Annotated in this window: 10 protein-coding genes and 1 pseudogene; 7 read left to right on the top strand and 4 right to left on the bottom strand. The window is 74.1% G+C overall.

Translation table 11 applies throughout. The annotated features are described in order from the left end of the window. Nucleotides 1-3 precede the first annotated feature (3 nt). The 4 genes and pseudogenes from ACIPFH_RS35800 to ACIPFH_RS35815 form a co-directional block, all read left to right on the top strand. Nucleotides 4-5,316 (top strand): annotated as a pseudogene (locus ACIPFH_RS35800) (type I polyketide synthase); the annotation flags it as partial. Between the two features lie 60 nt (nt 5,317-5,376). Next, entirely contained in the window at nt 5,377-8,535 is a 3,159-nt protein-coding gene (locus tag ACIPFH_RS35805; protein ID WP_401833353.1) for a type I polyketide synthase, read from the top strand. After that, the gene (locus ACIPFH_RS35810; protein ID WP_401833269.1) at nt 8,528-10,144 is read left to right on the top strand and encodes a bifunctional 3-(3-hydroxy-phenyl)propionate/3-hydroxycinnamic acid hydroxylase; all 1,617 of its coding nucleotides are present in this window, start codon (nt 8,528-8,530) and stop codon (nt 10,142-10,144) included. The genes ACIPFH_RS35805 and ACIPFH_RS35810 overlap by 8 nt, the downstream gene beginning before the upstream one ends. Nucleotides 10,145-10,396: 252 nt before the next feature. Then, nucleotides 10,397-10,810: a hypothetical protein gene (locus ACIPFH_RS35815; protein ID WP_401833271.1), complete on the top strand. Its 414-nt coding sequence runs from the start codon at nt 10,397-10,399 to the stop codon at nt 10,808-10,810. A 112-nt stretch (nt 10,811-10,922) separates the two neighbouring features. Here ACIPFH_RS35815 and ACIPFH_RS35820 read toward each other — a convergent pair whose 3' ends face one another. The 3 genes from ACIPFH_RS35820 to ACIPFH_RS35830 form a co-directional block, all read right to left on the bottom strand. Next, nucleotides 10,923-11,348, bottom strand: a complete 426-nt coding sequence (locus ACIPFH_RS35820) for a glutaredoxin domain-containing protein (RefSeq protein ID WP_401833274.1) — start codon at nt 11,346-11,348, stop codon at nt 10,923-10,925. 390 nt (nt 11,349-11,738) lie between these two features. Beyond that, nucleotides 11,739-12,791, bottom strand: a complete 1,053-nt coding sequence (locus ACIPFH_RS35825) for a 3-dehydroquinate synthase family protein (protein ID WP_356264794.1) — start codon at nt 12,789-12,791, stop codon at nt 11,739-11,741. 81 nt (nt 12,792-12,872) lie between these two features. Then, nucleotides 12,873-13,694 (bottom strand): lantibiotic dehydratase C-terminal domain-containing protein, encoded by an 822-nt coding sequence (locus ACIPFH_RS35830; protein ID WP_401833277.1) that lies wholly within the window; start codon nt 13,692-13,694, stop codon nt 12,873-12,875. A 231-nt stretch (nt 13,695-13,925) separates the two neighbouring features. Between ACIPFH_RS35830 and ACIPFH_RS35835 the strand changes: the two genes are divergently transcribed. The 3 genes from ACIPFH_RS35835 (at nt 13,926) to ACIPFH_RS35845 (ending at nt 18,340) form a co-directional block, all read left to right on the top strand. Continuing rightward, the gene (locus ACIPFH_RS35835) at nt 13,926-14,858 is read left to right on the top strand and encodes an ROK family protein (protein ID WP_401833280.1); all 933 of its coding nucleotides are present in this window, start codon (nt 13,926-13,928) and stop codon (nt 14,856-14,858) included. A gap of 314 nt (nt 14,859-15,172) precedes the next feature. Further along, a complete protein-coding gene (locus ACIPFH_RS35840; protein WP_401833282.1) occupies nt 15,173-16,705 on the top strand; it encodes an FAD-binding oxidoreductase in 1,533 nt (510 codons plus the stop codon). A gap of 36 nt (nt 16,706-16,741) precedes the next feature. Beyond that, nucleotides 16,742-18,340, top strand: coding sequence for an FAD-dependent oxidoreductase (locus ACIPFH_RS35845; RefSeq protein WP_401833285.1), 1,599 nt, complete (start codon nt 16,742-16,744; stop codon nt 18,338-18,340). A gap of 49 nt (nt 18,341-18,389) precedes the next feature. Here ACIPFH_RS35845 and ACIPFH_RS35850 read toward each other — a convergent pair whose 3' ends face one another. Then, nucleotides 18,390-18,818: a winged helix-turn-helix transcriptional regulator gene (locus tag ACIPFH_RS35850; protein WP_401833288.1), complete on the bottom strand. Its 429-nt coding sequence runs from the start codon at nt 18,816-18,818 to the stop codon at nt 18,390-18,392. Between the last annotated feature and the right edge of the window lie 70 nt (nt 18,819-18,888).

Here is an 18,888-nt window from a genome sequence, read left to right on the forward strand (position 1 = left end):
TACCTCAAGAAGGCGCTCACCGACCTGCGCAAAGCCAACGGCCGGGTGCGCGAGATCGAGGACGACAAGCACGAACCCATCGCGATCGTCGCCATGGCGTGCCGGCTCCCGGGCGGCGTGAACGGCCCCGAGGACCTGTGGCGGCTGGTCGCCGACGGCACCGACGCCATCACCGGCTTCCCCGACAACCGCGGCTGGGACCTGGACACCCTCTTCGACGACGACCCCGACCACCCCGGCACCTCCTACGCCCGCCACGGCGGATTCCTGCACGACGCCGGCGAGTTCGACGCGGCCTTCTTCGGGATCTCCCCGCGAGAAGCGCTCGCCATGAACCCGCAGCAGCGGCTCCTGCTGGAGACCTCCTGGGAGACCTTCGAGCGGGCCGGCATCGACCCCACCGGCCTCGGCGGCCAGAGCATCGGCATCTTCACCGGCGTCATGCACCACGACTACGCCCCCGCCGGCCGGCGCATCCCGCCATCGGTCGAGGGCATGCTCGGCATCGGCAACTCGGGCAGCGCCACCTCCGGCCGCGTCTCCTACACCCTCGGCCTGGAAGGCCCGGCCATCACGGTCGAAACCGCCTGCTCCTCCTCCCTCGTCGCCATCCACCTGGCCACCCAGTCCCTGCGCACCGGCGAGTGCTCCATGGCCCTCGCCGGCGGCGTCGCCGTCATGGCCACCCCCGACGGGTTCATCGAGTTCTCCCGCCAGCGCGGCCTGGCGAAAAACGGACGGGCCAAGGCATTCGCGGCCACCGCCGACGGCACCAACTGGTCCGAGGGCGCGGGCCTGCTGCTCCTGGAACGCCTCTCCGACGCCCGCCGCAACGGCCACCCGGTCCTCGCCGTCGTGCGCGGCACGGCCGTCAACCAGGACGGCGCCTCCAACGGCCTGACCGCCCCCAACGGCCCCTCCCAGCAGCGCGTCATCCGCCAGGCCCTCGCCAACGGCCGCCTGGCCCCCGCCGACGTCGACGCGGTGGAGGCCCACGGCACCGGCACAGCCCTCGGCGACCCCATCGAGGCCCAGGCCGTCATCGCCGCCTACGGCCACAACCGCCCCCAGGACCACCCCCTGCGGCTGGGCTCCCTCAAATCCAACATCGGCCACGCCCAGTCGGCGGCCGGTGTCGCCGGTGTCATCAAGATGGTGATGGCGCTGCGCCACGAGGAGCTGCCGAAAACGCTGCATGTGGATGAGCCGACACCGAAGGTGGACTGGTCGGCGGGCGCGGTGGAACTGCTGACCGAGGCCCGCCCGTGGCCCCGGGACCCCGGCCGTCCGCGCCGGGCGGGTGTGTCCTCCTTCGGGGTGAGCGGCACCAACTCCCATGTGGTGATCGAGGAGGCGCCCGCAGAGGAACCCGCCGCACAGGAATCCGCCGCACAGGAATCCGCGGCAGAGGAATCCGCGGCAGGGGAGGCGAAGTTCACCGGTCCGCTGCCGTTCGTGGTCTCGGCGCGTTCCGCCCAGGCGCTGACCGCGCAGGCGCAGCGGCTGGCCGACCACCTGCAGGCGGGGGAGCAGTCTCCCGCGGACGTCGCCTACTCGCTGCTCACCACCCGTGCGGCCCTCGATCACCGTGCGGTGGTGGTGGCGCAGGACCTGACCGAGGCGGTGGCCGCTCTGCGGGCGGTGCCGGCGGATGTCCCGGCGGTCTCGGGCGGCCGTCTGGCGGTGCTGTTCACCGGTCAGGGAGCCCAGCGCCTGGGCATGGGACGTGAGTTGTATGAGACGTATCCGGTCTTCGCTGAGGCTTTCGACGCGGCGGCGGCGGAACTGGACCGGCATCTGCCCCGGCCGCTGAAGGATGTCGTCTTCGGCGACGCGGCCGCGCTTGAGCGCACCGAGTTCACCCAGCCCGCCCTGTTCGCCGTCGAGGTGGCGCTGTTCCGGCTGGCGCAGTCGTGGGGGGTGCGCCCGGACTTCGTCGCCGGGCACTCCATCGGCGAACTGGCCGCCGCCCACGTGGCGGGGGTGTGGTCGCTGGCCGACGCGGCGCGTCTGGTGGCGGCGCGGGGCCGGCTGATGCAGGCACTGCCCGCCGGCGGCGCGATGATCGCCCTGCAGGCCACCGAGGCCGAAGTGCTGCCGCTGCTGACCGGCGGGGTGGGTATCGCCGCGGTCAACGGGCCTGCGTCGGTGGTGATCTCGGGGGAGGAGGGCCCGGCCGGGTCGGTGGCCCGGATCTTCGCCGAACAGGGCCGCAAGACCAAGCGGCTGACGGTCAGCCACGCCTTCCACTCCCCGCTGATGGAGCCGATGCTGGACGGCTTCCGCCAGATCGCAGCCCAGCTCACCTACCACCAGCCGCGCATCGGCGTCGTCTCCAGCGTCACCGGCAAACTGGCGACCGCCGCCGAACTCACCACCCCCGAATACTGGGTACGCCACGTCCGCGAGGCCGTCCGCTTCGCCGACGGCGTGGCCGCGCTCCAGGCGCAGGGCGTCACCGTGTTCCTCGAACTGGGGCCCGCCGGTGTCCTGACCGCCCTGGGACAGGAGTGCGCCACCGACGACGCGCTGTTCGTGCCGTTCCTGCGCGCGGACGTCCCCGAGGCGCGGGCCGCCGTGACCGCCGCAGGCAGGCTGTTCGCCGCCGGAGTCCCGGCCGGCCTCGCCGCGCTCGCCGCGGGCGGCCGCCGGGTGGACCTGCCGACCTACGCCTTCCAGCGCGACTGGTACTGGCTGCACCCGCAGGAGACCCGCTCCGACGCCGCCGCGCTGGGCCTCACCGCAGCCGGACACGCCGTCCTGGGCGCGTCGGTGCCGCTGCCGGAGTCGGGCGGGGTGCTGGCCACCGGCGTGCTGTCGGCCCGTACGCACCCCTGGCTCACCGATCACGCCGTGACCGGGACGCTCGTCGTCCCCGGCGCCGCACTGGCCGAACTGGTGATGCGGGCCGGCGACGAGGCAGGCGCGGGCGCCATCGACGAACTCGTCGTCGAAGCCCCCCTCGTCCTGCCCGGGAGCGGCGGCATACGGGTCCAGGTGGTCGTCGGCGGGGACGAGGACGGGCGGCGCACGGCCGGCCTGTACTCGGCCCCGCAGGACGGCGCACCGCAGACCCCCTGGACCCGGCACGTCACCGCCACCCTCACCGAACAGGCCGCCGCACCACCGCGGTTCGATTTCACCGCATGGCCGCCCGAGCGGGCCGAGAAGGCCGACCTCGACGGCTTCTACGACGGCCGGCGCGAAGCCGGCCTGGAGTACGGGCCCGCCTTCCAGGGCCTCAAAGCGGTGTGGACCAGGGGCGAGGAGGTCTACGCGGAGGTCGTCCTGCCCGAGGGACAGTCCCCCGAGGGCTTCGGCATCCACCCCGCGCTGCTCGACGCCGCCCTGCAGGCCAGCACCTTCTGCGGCCAGGACACCGGGCAGAGCCGGCTGCCGTTCGCCTGGAACGAGGTGGCCCTGTACGCCTCCGGCGCCACCGCGCTGCGGGTGCGCGCCCTCCCGGCCGGCGCCGACGGCGTCACGCTGGAGCTCGCCGACCACAGCGGCGCCCCCGTCGCCGCCATCGCCTCCCTCGTCACCCGCCCGCTGTCGCCCGGGGCCTTCGCCGCGCACCCCGCGCCGGACGCCCTGTTCCGCATCGAGCGGACCCCGCTGACCGTCACCGGAACCGAGGAGGTCCCCCACGCCGTGACCCACGGCGCAGGGGACCTCCACGCCCTGGGACCCGCCCTGCCCGCCGTCGTCCTCGCCGACCTCACCGAACCCGAACCCGAGACCGGGGCCGGGGCCGCGGACGGACCCGCCCGCGCCCGCGAACTCGCCGGCCGGGCCCTGGACCTCGTCCAGGCCTGGTCCGCCGCCCCGGAGACGACGTCGTCGACGCTGGTGCTGCGCACGAACGGAGCCGGCACCGGTGACCTGGCGGCCGCCGCCGTCTGGGGCCTGGTGCGCTGCGCCCAGTCGGAGAACCCCGGCCAGTACGTCCTCGTCGACGCCGACGACAGCGTCACCCCGCGCCAGATCGCCGCCGCGGCGGTCCTGGGCGAACCGCAGCTGATCCTGCGCGGCACGACGGTCGAGGTCCCGCGCCTGGCCCGCGCGACCGCCACCGGCACGCCGTCCGGGCGGCCCCTCGACCCCGACGGGACCGTCCTGGTCACCGGCGGCACCGGCACCCTGGGCGCGCTCCTGGCCCGGCATCTGGTCGCACAGCACAAGGTGAGGCATCTGCTGCTCGTGGGCCGGCGCGGCCTCAGGGCCGAGGGCGCGGCCGAACTCGCCGCAGAACTGGCCGAGTTGGGCTGCGAGGTGCGGATCGAGGCCTGTGACGTCGCCGACCGCGACGCGCTGGCCGCACTGCTGGCGTCGGTGCAGCGGCCGCTGACGGCGGTCGTGCACACCGCGGGTGTCCTGGACGACGGGGTGATCGCGGCGCAGAGCCGGCAGCGGCTGGAGACGGTGTTCCGGCCGAAGGCCGAGGCGGCCTGGCACCTGCACGACCTCACCCGCGACCTGGACCTGGCGGCGTTCGTCCTGTACTCGTCCATCGCCGGTACCGTCGGCAGCGCGGGCCAGGCCAACTACGCCGCCGCCAACGCCTTCCTGGACGCCCTCGCCGAGCACCGCCGCTCGCTGGGCCTGCCCGCCACCTCGCTCGCCTGGGGGGTATGGGAGCAGGACGGCGGCATGCAGGAATCCCTCGCGCACAGTGACCGCGAGCGGATGAGCCGCAGCGGCATGCGCGCCCTGAGCGGCGACGAGGGCCTGGCCCTCTTCGACGCCTGCCTGCACACCCCCCACGCGGTGCTGGTCGCGGCCCGCTTCGACTTCGCGGCCCTGCGCGGCCGCAGTGCACAAGACGGCGTGCCCGCCCTGCTGCGGGCCCTGGTCCGCCCGGCCCGCCGCCTGGCGCGGGCGGACCGGGCGCCCGCCGCCGAGACCCTCGCCGAGCGGCTGGCCGCCCTGCCCGAGCAGGAGCGCCACCAGATGCTCCTGGACCTGGTCGCCGAGCAGGCGGCCGCGGTCCTGGGCCTGGCGGGGCCGCAGCAGGTGGCGGACGACCAGGCCTTCAAGGACCTGGGCTTCGACTCGCTGACCGCGGTCGAACTGCGCAACCAGCTCGGCGCCCGAACGGGGGTACGCCTGCCCGCCACCCTCGTCTTCGACCACCCGACGCCCACCGCGCTCGCACGACGCCTGCGCGAGGCGCTGGTTCCACGAGCACCACAGCAGACGGCTCCGGCCCAGGCGACGACAAAGTCCTCCCCGCCCGCCGGGCAGGAGGCCGACCTCATCGCCGGCCTGGACGTCGAAAGCCTCGTGGCACGCGCCCTGAGCGGCTCGGCCAACTGATTCGGTCTCGGACCGGGAGAGAAGATCATGACTGTTTCCGACGAACGGCTCGTCGAGGCGCTGCGCGCGTCCCTCACCGACAACGAGCGGCTGCGGCGGGAGAACGAGCGGATCACCGCCGCCGCCCAGGAACCGGTGGCCATCGTGGGCATGGCCTGCCGGCTGCCCGGCGGGGTCACCTCGCCCGAGGAGCTGTGGACCCTGGTCTCCGGCGGCCACGACGCCGTCACCGCCTTCCCCACCGACCGCGGCTGGGACCTGGACGGCCTCTACCACCCCGAACCCGGCCACCCCGGCACCACCTACGTGAAGGAGGCCGGAGTCCTGCACGGCGCAGGCCGCTTCGACGCCGGCTTCTTCGGCCTCTCCGACCGGGAGGCCCTGGGCACCGACCCGCAGCAGCGCATCCTGCTGGAGCTGGTCTGGGAGGCGCTGGAGCGGGCCGGCATCGACCCGCACAGCGTCCGCGGCACCGACACCGGCGTCTACGCGGGCCTGATGTACCACGACTACGCCAGCGGGGTGCGCACCCTGCCCGAGGGCGTCGACAGCTTCCTCGGCCTGGGCACCTCGGGCAGCGTCCTGTCGGGCCGGGTCTCCTACCTGTACGACCTGACCGGCCCCTCCGTCACCGTCGACACGGCCTGCTCGTCCTCACTGGTCACCCTGCACATGGCCGTACGGGCGCTGCGCAGCGGCGAGTGCTCGATGGCCCTCGCGGGCGGCGTCGCGGTGATGGCCACCCCGGACGCCTACGTCGGCTTCGCGGCGCAGCGGGCCCTGGCACCCGACGGGCGGATCAAGGCGTTCTCCGCGTCGGCCGACGGCACCAACTGGGCCGAGGGCGCGGGCGTCCTGCTCCTGGAGCGCCTCTCCGACGCCCGCCGCAACGGCCACCGGGTCCTCGCGGTGGTGCGCGGCACGGCCGTCAACCAGGACGGCGCCTCCAACGGCCTGACCGCCCCCAACGGCCCCTCCCAGGAACGGGTCATCCGGGCCGCCCTCAAGGACGCCGCTCTGGCACCCGCGGACGTGGACACGGTGGAGGCGCACGGCACCGGCACCGTGCTGGGCGACCCCATCGAGGCCCAGGCGCTGATCGCCGCCTACGGCCGCGACCGCCCGCAGGACCGCCCGCTGTGGCTGGGCTCGCTGAAGTCCAACATCGGCCACGCACAGGCCGCGGCCGGCGTCGCCGGAATCATCAAGACGGTGATGGCCCTGCGCCACGAGGAACTGCCCAAGACCCTGCACGTGGACGCGCCGACCCCGAAGGTCGACTGGTCCCAGGGGGCCGTGGAACTCCTCACCGAGGCCCGCCCCTGGCCCCGCCAGGAGGGCCGGCCGCGCCGGGCGGGCATCTCCTCGTTCGGCATCAGCGGCACCAACGCGCACGTCCTGCTCGAGGAAGCCGCACCCGAACCCGCACCCGAGCCCGCCCCCCAGAGCGCACCCGAGCCCGCCGACGGCACCGGCTCGGCGCACCCGGCAGGCCGCAGCCGCACACCGGGCCCCCTCGCCTGGGCACTGTCGGCGAAGACCGCCCCCGCGCTGCGCGAGCAGGCCGCCCGCCTGGACGCCTTCCTCGCCACGCCCGGCGCCCCCGCCGACCCCTACGACATCGGCCACGCCCTGGCCCTGACCCGCACCGCCTTCGACGAGCGGGCCGTCCTGGTCGGCGAGAGCACCGACACCCTGCGCGCCAAGGTCCGCGCCCTCGCCGAGGGCAGCGCCGCCTCCCTGCCGGGCGTGGCCCGCGGCACCCGCACCAAGGGCCGCCTCGCGGTGCTGTTCACCGGCCAGGGCTCCCAGCGCCTGGGCATGGGCCGCGAACTGTACGAGACCTACCCCGCCTTCGCGCAGGCCTTCGACGCGGCGGCGGCGCACCTCGACCGCCATCTGCCCCGCCCGCTGAAGGACGTCGTCCTCGGCGACGCGGCCGCCCTTCAGCGCACACAGTTCACCCAGCCCGCCCTGTTCGCCGTCGAGGTCGCGCTGTACCGCCTCTACGAGTCCTGGGGAGTGCGCCCGCACGCCCTGGCCGGGCACTCCATCGGCGAACTGGCCGCCGCCCACGTGGCCGGGGTGTGGTCCCTGGCCGACGCGGCCCGCCTGGTCGCGGCCCGAGGCCGGCTGATGCAGGCACTGCCCGCCGGCGGCACGATGATCGCCCTGCAGGCCACCGAGGACGAAGTACTGCCGCTGCTGACCGACAAGGCGGGCATCGCCGCCGTCAACGGGCCGCGCTCCGTGGTGATCTCGGGCGCCGCAGCGCAAACGGCAGACCTACGGGCGCACTTCGCCGCACTGGGCCGACGGACCAAGGAACTGACGGTCAGCCACGCCTTCCACTCCCCGCTGATGGACCCGATGCTGGCGGACTTCCGCAAGACCGCCGCCCAGCTCACCTACCAGCAGCCGCGCATCCCGCTGATCTCCAACGTCACCGGCATGCCGGCGAGTGCGGCCGAACTCACCACTCCCGAGTACTGGGTACGCCACGTACGGGCCGCCGTCCGCTTCGCCGACGGCATCCGCGCCCTGCGCACCCAGGGCGTCGCCACCTTCCTGGAACTCGGCCCCGGCGCGGTGCTCAGCGCCATGGGCCCCGCCTGCCTGGACGACGGCGACGACGGCGCCGCCTTCCTGCCCGCCCTGCGCGCCGGCGCCCCCGACGCACAGACCGCGCTCACCGCGGCCGGCGCCCTGTTCACCCGGGGCCTGCCCATCGACTGGACGGCGCTCTACGAGGGGGCACGGCGGGCGGACCTGCCCACGTACGCCTTCCAGCGCCGCGACTACTGGCTGGAGACCGCCACCGTGACCACCGAGACGATCGCCACCCCCCGGACACAGACCGCCACCGACCCCGGCGCCCACACCCCGCAGGCGACCCGGCGCGCACTGCTGGCACGGCTGGCGGGACTGGACACCCCCCAGCAGGTCGCCCTCCTGATCGACCTGGTCGCGGCGGAGGCCGAGACCGCCCGCACCGAACAGAACCCCGACGAGAGCTTCGACGACCGACTCGACGGCGAAAGCCCCTTCTTCGAGGTCGGCTTCAACTCACTGAGCGCCGTCGAACTGCGCAACCGGCTCGTCGAGGCGACCGGCCTCACCCTCAGCCCGATGCTGCTGTTCGACTACCCCACCCCCGCCTACATCGCCGAGTTCCTGCAGGAGCAGCTGACCGCCCAGGAGGTGACCGCAGGTGAGTGAGACCACCGCACACGCCGACGTCCTCATCGTCGGCTACGGACCGGTCGGCCAGCTCCTCGCACTGCTGCTCGCCGACCGGGGCCGCACCGTCACCGTCGTCGAACGCTGGCCGCAGCCCTACCCCATGCCGCGGGCCGTGGCCTTCGACGGCGAGGGCGCCCGCACCCTGTCCGCGGCCGGTATCGGCGGCCTCCTCGGCACGATCGGCGAGCCGTCCGGCGAGTACCTGTGGCAGAACGCCGACGGCCAGGTCCTGCTGCACATCGACGGATCCGAGCGCAAACTGGCCGGCTGGCCCGAGTCCACCTCGATGTACCAGCCCGCGCTGGAAGCCGAGATGCAGGCACGCGGGACGCGGCACGCCAACATCACCGTGCACCGCGGCCACGAGGTCGTCCGCATCAGCGAGAACACCGCACCCAACGGCACGACCCAGGTCACGGCCACCGGCCCGGACGGCGACGAGCGGGTGCTGAGCGCCTCCTGGGTCATCGGCTGCGACGGCGCGAACAGCCTCGTGCGCCGCGCCATCGGCACCGAACTGTCCGACCTCGGCTTCTCCCACGACTGGCTGGTCTGCGACATCGTCCACCACGACGAGCGCACCTTCCGCCCCAACAACCTGCAGATCTGCGACCCGGCCCGCCCCCGCACCTCGGTGTCCGCGGGCCCCGGCCACCGCCGCTACGAGTTCATGCGGCTCGCGGGGGAGAGCATCGAGCAGCTCAACACCCCCGAGAGCTGCTGGCGGCTGCTGGAACACTTCGACGTGTCCCCTTCGAACGCCACCCTGCGCCGCCACCACGTCTACAGCTTCAAGGCGGGCTCGGCCGAGCGCTGGCACCGCGGCCGGCTGGTGATCGCCGGCGACGCCGCCCATGTGATGCCGCCGTTCGCGGGCCAGGGCATGTCCTCCGGATTCCGGGACGCCGGCGCACTGGCCTGGCGGCTGGACGCCCTGCTCGCCGGACACGCAGGCCCCGAGATCCTCGAGCACTACGAGGAAGAACGCCGCACCCACGTCAGACACGCCATCACCATGTCGGTCAACCTGGGCCGCATCATCTGCCAGACCGACCCCGAGGCGGCGGCCGACCGGGACCTGGTGATGAAGGCGGCGGCGCAGCGGGCCGCCGCCGCGGGCACCGCACCCCCGCAGCGCTCCCCCCTCCAGCCGCTGACCAAGGGCTTTTTGCGCCGCACCGCCACCGGCAGGCCCGCCAAACCCGCCGGAGCCCTGTCCCCGCAGGCCCGGGTGGCACAGGGCGGCCGGAGCGCCCTGTTCGACGACATCGTCGGCCCCGGCTTCGTCCTGCTCACCACCCAGGACCCCGAGCAGCTGCTCACGGAACCGGACCGGTCCTTCCTCGCCACCTGGGGCACGAAGACCGTCCGCGTCCTGCCCTGCGGCACCGACCCCACGCGGGCAGCCCCCGGAGAGGTGGTCGACATCGACGACGTCTACCTCCCCTTCCTGGCCGCGGCCGCCGCGACCACCGCCCTGATCAGGCCGGACTTCTACGTCTACGGAGTGGCCGCCGGCCCCGAGGACACCCGCCTGCTCCTCGACGAGGCCCGCACACAGCTCAGGGCGGCGATACCTGTCTGACCGGCCCCCCGCCGCGCGCTACGTCCCGCCCAAGGGCCGCCCCCGGCGACAACCGGGGGCGGCCCTTGGGCGGACGTGTCGGGCTGCATGCGCCCATGCGGTGAGCGGGATCGCTCTCCCGGGGCAGCACAGGGATGAGGCGAAAAGACACCGCGGGCGCCCGACAACCTGCCGACGCGTCGTCGGCCGCGCGGCCCGTTTGAGTAGCCGTACTCAGGCGCGTGGCTGTCCGTCCCCTCCAGCATGGTGAATATGACGAAGTGGGTCCTGGACGCGGGCCTGGCGATCCTGTTGGCAGGGCTCGAAGCGGCGGCGCTGGTCGCCTTCTGGTTCGTCGAAGGCTTGAAGAAGTGGGCTGCCAAGCAAGGGCCGGTTCCGGGTGAGACGAGTCGGTTCTTCCTGGTACTGAGCGTGGGGTCGGCTTCCTCGGCGCTGATCGGCTACGGCTCCTCGAGGGCCGATCTGCCGGTGGCCTGCGCGTCTCAGGCGGTCCTGGCCGCACTTCTCACGCTGCTGCTGATCCTGGGTGCAGCAACCGAATGCGGCAAGCGGATCAGCAGACACCGATACCGGCGCCGCCTTCGCCGGCAACGTCGCCGCTGGCACGAGTCCCAGCGCGAAGGCAGCGGACACGCACCGGCTCCGGCCCGCCGCCGGCGGCGGTGACCCCACGTCGACGAACCCCGGCCAAGCGGCGGACGCCCTGGGACGGGACAGGGGCAAGGCGCGTTCCGCCTTGGCGCCCACCGCGCGCGGCCCACCTCCTGCATCCGACTCGTCAGAGCTGTCCGCGCACCCATGCGGGATCGGGGTTGGTGTGCGGCCGGCCTGCCACCACGACGGTCGGCACGGTCTCATTGCCGTCGTTGGCCGCCCGCACCGCCGCCGCTCCAGCCGGGTCACGCCAGATGTCGACCCAGTGCAACTGGCGGGCGCTGCGGCCCAGCCGGACACGCAGCCGCAGGCAGTACATGCAGCCCGGCCGCCAGTAGACGACCGGCCGGCCGTCGGCCGCGCTGCGGCGTTGTGCCTGCGGCGCACCGACCGACCTGGGGAAGACCACAGGCGAGTTCACCCCGGCGAGCAGCACAAACACCAGCAGGAATGCTGCGGCTTCGCCGGGGCTCCCGCTGAGGAGCAGCCCGGTCGCAACGGCTGAGCCGCAGAGCACGAGCAGTACCGGCAAGACCCACGTGCGCGTCATGCTGACGCAGGCTAGCGGTGAGACGCAATCTCCTCCAACCAGAGTGCTCACCTGGGCGTTCGCGGGACGCCGGCGCGGCCTTCGCCTGAGTGTGCGCTCCGGCGCGACGCCATCGCGTACCGCGCTTCAGCGCAGGGGCCCGAGAGCGGCCGGACCGGCCCTGGGCGGCGGACAGCGGCCGGGGGACGGCCGGGGGAGGGGGACGGATGGGCGGGGACTGGAGCGGGGGTGCCCGGACGGTGGCGGGCGGATGTGCGGTGCCTGCGAGGCTGTGAGCGGGGTGAAGCCCGTGGGCCGGGCACGGCACAGGGCCGTCCCGTCCGCGCCGACGGTGTCGCGGAGGAACGGCCCTGTGCCGTCAGGGAGCAGCAGGGATGCCGCGGGGAAGGGTCACGGCTCGCGGGGCATCTGCGTGAGGACGCGCAGGACCACCTCCTCCGGTACCGAGGAGACCAGTTCGGGGCCCCGGGGGCCGCTCAGCACGAAGGACAGGCCCGTCATCGCCTTCTTGTCCAGGCGCATCAGCGCGACCAGTTCGGCCTCGCGCAGGCCGGCCGGCAGCCGGTGGGGCAGGCCGTGGTCGCGGACGACCTCCTCGTGCTCGGCGACGTGCGCCTCGTCGATACGGCCCAGCGCTCCGGCCAGCCGGCCGGCGAACACCGTGCCGATCGCGACCGCCTCGCCGTGCCGCAGGGCGAAGTCGGTGGCCCGCTCCAGGGCGTGCCCCAGCGTGTGGCCGTAGTTGAGGATGTGCCGCAGGGAGGCGTCGCGTTCGTCGGCGGCGACGATACGTGCCTTGCACGCCACGCTCGCCGCGATCTGCTCGACGAGCGGCCGTCCCCGCAGATCCCCGGCCCCGATGAAGTGCGCCCGGGCGATCTCCCCGTACCCGTTGCGCCACTCGCGCTGCGGGAGCGTGTCCAGGAAGTCCGTGTCGCACAGCACCGCGGACGGCTGCCAGTACTGGCCGACCAGGTTCTTGCCCTGCGGCAGGTTCACCGCGGTCTTCCCGCCGACGCTGGCGTCCACCTGGGCCAGCAGCGTCGTGGGCAGATGGATCACCGGCAGCCCGCGGTGGTAGAGCGCCGCGGCCAGTCCCACGGAGTCGGTGGTGGTGCCGCCTCCCACGCCGATCACGGCGTCCGCGCGGCTCAGCCCGTACTGGGCGAAGGCCCGGCACATCCGCTCCACGGTGGCCAGCGACTTGTCCTGCTCACCGTCGCGCGCCGGCAGATGCAGGGTGGGCAGCCCGGTTTCCGGCAGCAGCGAACGCGGCCGGGCCGAGACCACGACAACCTTGCGGGCGCCCACGTCGGCGAGGACGCCGGCGAGGAGATGCCGTACGCCCGGGCCTATGTGGACGGGGTAGGAGCGCTCGCCGAGATCCACATCGATCCGGCGGGCGGCGACGGTCGGGGCGGTTGCAGCGGTCACAGCAGTCAAGGGATTCCTTTCGGCCGGGAGGAGTCGAAGAAGGTCAGAGGGGGAAAGGAGGGGCCCAAGAGGGCCTGCCGGGGTGTTCGTTCAGACCGGCTGCAGGGCCGTGCCCCCGGTGAACGCGGCCGGCAGCGCCCTGCCCGCGGCCAGAGCCGAGCGGACCGTGCGGGCCGCCCGGGCCCCGGTGCGGGCCGCCACGCCCAGCCGTTCATGGGTGAGCAGGACGTGGTCGTACAGCAGGAAGTTGACCGCCATCCCGTCCTCGCGGCTGGTGGCGGCGCAGGCGCGCACCGAGGACAGGTAGCCGTCCCACAGCGTCGCGTCGCCGGGCACGCACGCGTCGTCCGGCGCCGCGGCCAGAGCGTCCGCCCCGGCCGCCAGCTCCAGCCGGTCCGCCGGGTCCAGGCCGGCCGTGCCGAACTGCCAGAAGTGGAAGAGGAACGCGGCCCGTTCGCGCTCGGGGACCAGGGCGCTCACCCGGCTCAGGTGCGCGACGGCCAGCCACTGCCGGTCCGCCGGGCCAAGCGCGCCCTCCCGCAGCAGTTCCAGCGCGAAGGAGCTGGAGCGGGTGGCCAGCCGGTGGGCCGTGCGCAGCGTCCCCGCCGTGCGGTACTTGGCCGTCTCCGGGGCGTAAGCACTGGTGATCATCGGCCAGTTGTACGCCGCGGTACGGGCCAGCAGCCGGCGCTCCAGGTCCCTCAGCACCGGCTCGCTGGAGTGGAACCACACCCCCAGGTCCCGCTCGCCGGCGGCGCCCGGCCCGCGGAACTGCCACAGCGCCTGCGGGTCCTGCGCGCGCAGATGACCGACGAGCTCGGTGAGCACCGTGGAGACGACCCGGGCGGCGTGGTTCTCCGGCCGGCTCCGCATCGGATTGGGCAGCCGGACGAAGAGCCATTGACGGTTCATCGCGGAGTTCTCCTCGTGGAAGGGCGGGGGAGTGTGCGGATGCCGTGAGGCTAGGGTCCGCCGCGCCCCGAATGGAGCGGCCGGGCCTCAGTCCGCCGGGGCGGGGCCGGAGATAGGGCGGGGATAGGGGGGCCGTGGCGGGGGTGCTCCCGCGCTGGTGCGGCCGGTGCGCGCGGGGCAGGTGGGCGTGCGGTTACCGGCGGGTGGGCCGGGCTGCCGACACTCGCGAGAATGAGTGGTATCACGGGATTTCTCGGTATCGACATCGGCGGCACCAAGGTCGCCCTGCGGGTGGAGGGCGCGGGCGCCGACCCGCTGGAGAGCGCCTTCCGCTGGACCCCCGGCGCGCACGTGCGCGAGGACATGGCCGCGCTGGCCGGCTCCCTTTCGGCCGTGCGCCGGCTGTGGCCCGGCCCGCTGCGCGCGGCGGGGGTCGCCCTGCCCGCCACGCTGGACGGCGGGGGCCGGGTGAGCGCCTGGCCCAACCGGCCCGCCTGGGCGGGCCTGGACCTCACGGCGCACCTGCACGGCATGCTGCCGTCCGCCGCCGTGGCCTGCGCGGACGACGGCGACCTCGCCGCTCTCGCCGAGGCCCGGGCGGCGGGCCTGGCGGACATCCTCTACGTCGGTGTCGGCACCGGCATCGGCGCCGGCGCCGTGCTGGGGGGCGAGCTGTGCCCGGGACCGGCCCGCGGTTCCTTCGAGCTCGGGCACCTCGTCATCGACCGCACCGGCGCCCGCTGCGACTGCGGCCGGCGCGGCTGCGTCCAGGCCCGCGCCTCCGGCCCGGCCGTCCTGCGCCGCGCGGGTGAACTGCGGGGCGCGCCCGTGGCCTACGCCGACCTGTGCGAGGCCTGGCAGCGCCGGCTGTCCTGGGCGGTGGCGGCCGTGGACGAAGGATGCGCCGCTCTTGCCACGGCGGTGGTCTCGGCCGCCGAACTCCTGCGCCCCGACGCGGTCGTCGTCGGCGGCGGCTTCGCGGGCGGGCTGAGCGGCTTCACGTCCCTCGTACAGCGCCACGCCCGCGGGCTGGCCCGCCCCGGCCACCCCGTCCCCGTCCACCGCGAGGCCCTGCTCGGCGGCCTGTCCTCCCTGCACGGCGCGGTCCAGCTCGCCCGCACCGCCGCCGCGGCCCCCACGCCCACCGCGTCCCCCGCCGCCTGACGTCCCCCTCTCGCGACGCACCCCCCTGCCCACGCCGTCCCCCGCCCACGCCGTCCCCCGCTTACGACATCCCCCGCTTACGACGTCCCCTGCCCCCGGCTGACGGCACCCTCTGCGGCGCCCTGCGGGGCCCCGCCCGGCCGCCTGACGCAGGCGTAAGCCCAGGTCGCAGCGGGTGTCCGGAGGACAGTGGGCGGCCGGTTGCCGGGCAGTGGGTCGGGCGGGCCGATAGTGGGGCCCGCGCAGGTCACGAAACCCCGCCCCCGGCCCGGCCTCGCGCCCCTTCCATCCAGCAACTTCCTTCAAGGAGTGCCGTGTACACACGACGAAACGTTCTCCGGGCCGGAGCAGGAGCCGGGCTGGCGCTGGCCGCGTCGGCCGCGGGGGCCGGCGCCGTCGCGGCGGGGACCTCCGCCTCCGCCGGCGACTGGACGGGCCTGGGCGCGCGTCTGCAGGGCGACCTCGTCCTGCCCGCCGACGCCGGCTACGGCCTCGCCAAGCAGAACCAGTTCGCGGAGTTCGACGCCGTGCACCCGACGGCCGTCGCCTACTGCGAGACCCCGGCCGATGTGCAGGCCTGCATAAGATTCGCCCGCGGCCAGGGCATATCCGTCAGAACACGCAGCGGCGGCCACAACTACCGCGGCTGGTCCACCGGCGAGGGCCTGGTCGTCGACGTCTCCCGGATCCGGCACGCCACCGTCGCCGCCTCCACGGTCCGTATCGGCCCGGGCCTGCAGTCGATCGACGCCCTGCACGCACTGGCCCCCCACGGCAAGCAGGTCATCGCCGGAACCTGCCCCACCGTCTGCCCGGGAGGCTTCCTCTCCGGCGGCGGAATCGGCTACCAGACCCGCAAGTTCGGCCTGGGCGCCGACCGCGTGCGTTCCGTGCAGCTCGTCCTGGCCGACGGCCGCCTGGTGCGCGCCTCGGCCGCGCAGCACCCCGACCTGTACTGGGGGCTGCGCGGTGGAGGCGGCGGCAACTTCGGCGTCGTCACCGAGTTCGAGGTCGAGCCGATCGACGCACCGCGCATGGTCTTCTTCAACACCACCTGGTCCTGGGAGCGGGCCGAGGAGGTCTTCGCCGCCTGGCAGACCTGGCAGCTCACCAGCTCGCTGAGCCTGGGCTCCGCGCTCATCTTCATGCTGCCCGACGCCGCCCCCGGCGAGGTCCCGCAGATCATCGTCACCGGCGGGTACCACGGCTCCGAGGCCGAGGCGGGCGCCGCCCTGGACCAGCTGACCTCCCTGGTGGGCGCCCAGCCCACCAGCCGCTTCGCCACCGACCTGCCCTACGCCGAAGCGATGAAGACGGCCTACGGCTGCGGCGACCTCACCCAGGACCAGTGCCACCGCGAGGGCACCACCTCCGACGCGCTGCTGCACCGGGTGGGCCGGCTGCGCGAGGCCTACCGGTTCTTCGACCGCCCCTTCTCGCCGACCGAGCTGAACAGCGTCGTCACGGCGTGGGAGGGCGAGCGCCGGCCGGGCCAGCGGCGCTTTTTGCACTGCATGTCCGTCGGCGGCGCCGCGAACGCCGTCAGCCCCTCCGCCACCGCCTTCGCGCACCGCGGCGCCAACTTCATCGTCGGCTTCACCACCCAGCTCGACGAGCCGGCGAGCGTCGAGGACCAGCAGGCGGCGAGCGCGTTCGTCGCCACCGGCGCCGCACTGCTGAACCCGCTGGGATCGGGCGCCTACGTCAACTTCCCCGGCTCCGACCTGCCCGACTGGGCGAGCCAGTACTACGGCGGCAACTACCAGCGCCTGCTGGACGTCAAGCGCCGCTACGACCCCGACAACTTCTTCCGTCACCCCCGCTCCATCGGCAGCACCGCCCAGTGACGCCGCGCAACGGACACAGACCGAGGAGAACTGATCATGAGTGAATCGACCGGGCGCGGCACCGCGGTGGTCATCGGTGCCGGCATCGCGGGCCTGACCGCGGCCAAGTCGCTGTCCGACGCCTTCGCCACCGTCGTGGTCGTCGACCGCGACGAACTCCCCGACGACGGCCGGCCGCGCCGCGGCGTGCCGCAGGGACAGCACTCGCACGTCCTGCTCGTGGCCGGCCAGCGCGCGCTGGAGGAGCTCTTCCCGGGCCTGGGCGACGAGCTCGTCGAGGCCGGCGCCCAGGTCTTCGACTCGGGCGGGGACCTGCACCTGTACCGGCTCGGCGCCGCCTGGAACCCGGTCCGCAGCGGACAGCCGTTCGTCTCCATGAGCCGCCCGCTGCTGGAGTACTCCATCCGCCGCCGGGTGCAGGCCCTGCCCAACGTCACGATCCGTTCCGCCACCGCGGTGTCCGGGCTCGGCGGCGCCGACGGCAAGGTCACCGAGGTGCTCCTGGAGGGCACCGAGCGGCTCGCCGCCGACCTGGTCGTCGACACCACCGGGCGCGGCAGCCGCTCCGACCGCTGGCTGTCGGCGCTCGGCTTCGCCGCCCCCGAGGTGGAGGAGGTCAAGGTCAACGTCGGCTACGTCAGCCGTCTGTACCGCCATGTGCCCGGCGACCTGGACGTCAAGGCCGCGTTCGTGCAGCCCACCCCGCCCGCCGAGAAGCGCATCGGCGCCGCGCTGCTGATCGAGGACGACCAGTGGCTGGTCTCGGTCGGCGGCTGGCACCGCGACTACCCGGCCGCGACCGAGGAGGGCTTCCTGGAGCACGCGGAGAGCCTGCCGGACCCGGTCATCGCCAAACTCGTCCGCCAGGCCGAGCCGCTCAGCGATCCGGTCGCCTTCCACTACCCCGCCAACCGGCGGCGCCACTTCGAGGAGCTGCAGGACGTCCCCGCCGGCTACCTGGCCCTGGGCGACGCGATCTGCAGCTTCAACCCGCTGTACGGACAGGGCATGACCTGCGCCGCGCAGGAGGCGCTCGCCCTGGGCCGCCTCCTCGCCGAGCACGAGGGCGTCACGGCGGACCTGTCGCGCGCCTTCTACCAGGAGGCCGCCGGGGTGCTCTTCGTGCCGTGGCAGGCCGCCATCGGCGGTGACTTCGACTACGCCGAGACGGCCGGCCGGCGCCCCTTCGCCGCCGAGCTGTTCGGCCGCTACTCCACCCAGGCGCAGCTGGCCGCCCAGGTCTCCGGCGAGGTCCGCAAGGTGATCCTCTCGGTGCAGCACCTGCTGGTGGCGCCGATGGCGCTGTGGGAGCCCTCGCTCATGGCCGAGATCGTCCGCGCCGCCCGGCACGCGCCTAAGGGCGAGGTGCCGCAGTTCGGCCACGGCGCCCACGGGCGTGCGCTGTGGACCGCCGAGGACCGCGACGCCGAGCGCGTGCGGGCCGCGCTGCGCGAGGCGGGCCTGGCGGAGTTCTCCGACAAGCAGCCGGGCTTCGCGGTCGAGGGCGGCACCCCGATCCTGCTCGCCCGCCTGGACGGGGGCGAGCGCGAGGAGTACGCCGAGGTCGTCACCGCGGCCGGCTTCACCGTGACGGCCGACCCCGAGGACCCCACGACCCTGCGCGTCACGGCGTAGGGCGGCACAGAAGATGACGGCCGAGAGCCGCACGGGAGCGGCCCGCACCTCAGCGCGGGCTGCCCGCGGACTCCTCCTCCGCGGCCGCGGCGGCCAGGGCGTCGCTGTCGTAGGACGCCCGCGCCACGGTGATCGCGCCGCGGTTGCGTTCCGCCCAGTCCATCAGCGTGACGAAGGCGTCGTGCAGTTCGCGCGCGCTGTCGGTGACGCTGTAGACGACCTTCGCCGGGACCGTGGGGTAGACGGTGCGCACCAGCAGACCGTCGCGCTCCAGGCTGCGCAGGGTCAGGGTGAGCATGCGCCGGCTGATGCCCGGGATGGAGCGTTCCAGTTCGGTGAAGCGGGTCGGCCTCTCGGCCGCCGCCAGGATGATCTGGATGCTCCACTTGCCGCTGATCCGGTCCAGCACCTCGCGCACCGGACAGGCGTCCGTCTCGCTCTCGGCCCCCGTGGTTACACCGGTGTTCCGTTGGGACATGAAAGTGCCTCCTTCCCTGTCAGGCCATCGTTACAGATGATGGAGTCAGTAACAAGAAGTAACGTCAGCG

It is taken from the genome of Streptomyces sp. NPDC088157, assembly GCF_044741545.1.
Taxonomy (GTDB): domain Bacteria; phylum Actinomycetota; class Actinomycetes; order Streptomycetales; family Streptomycetaceae; genus Streptomyces.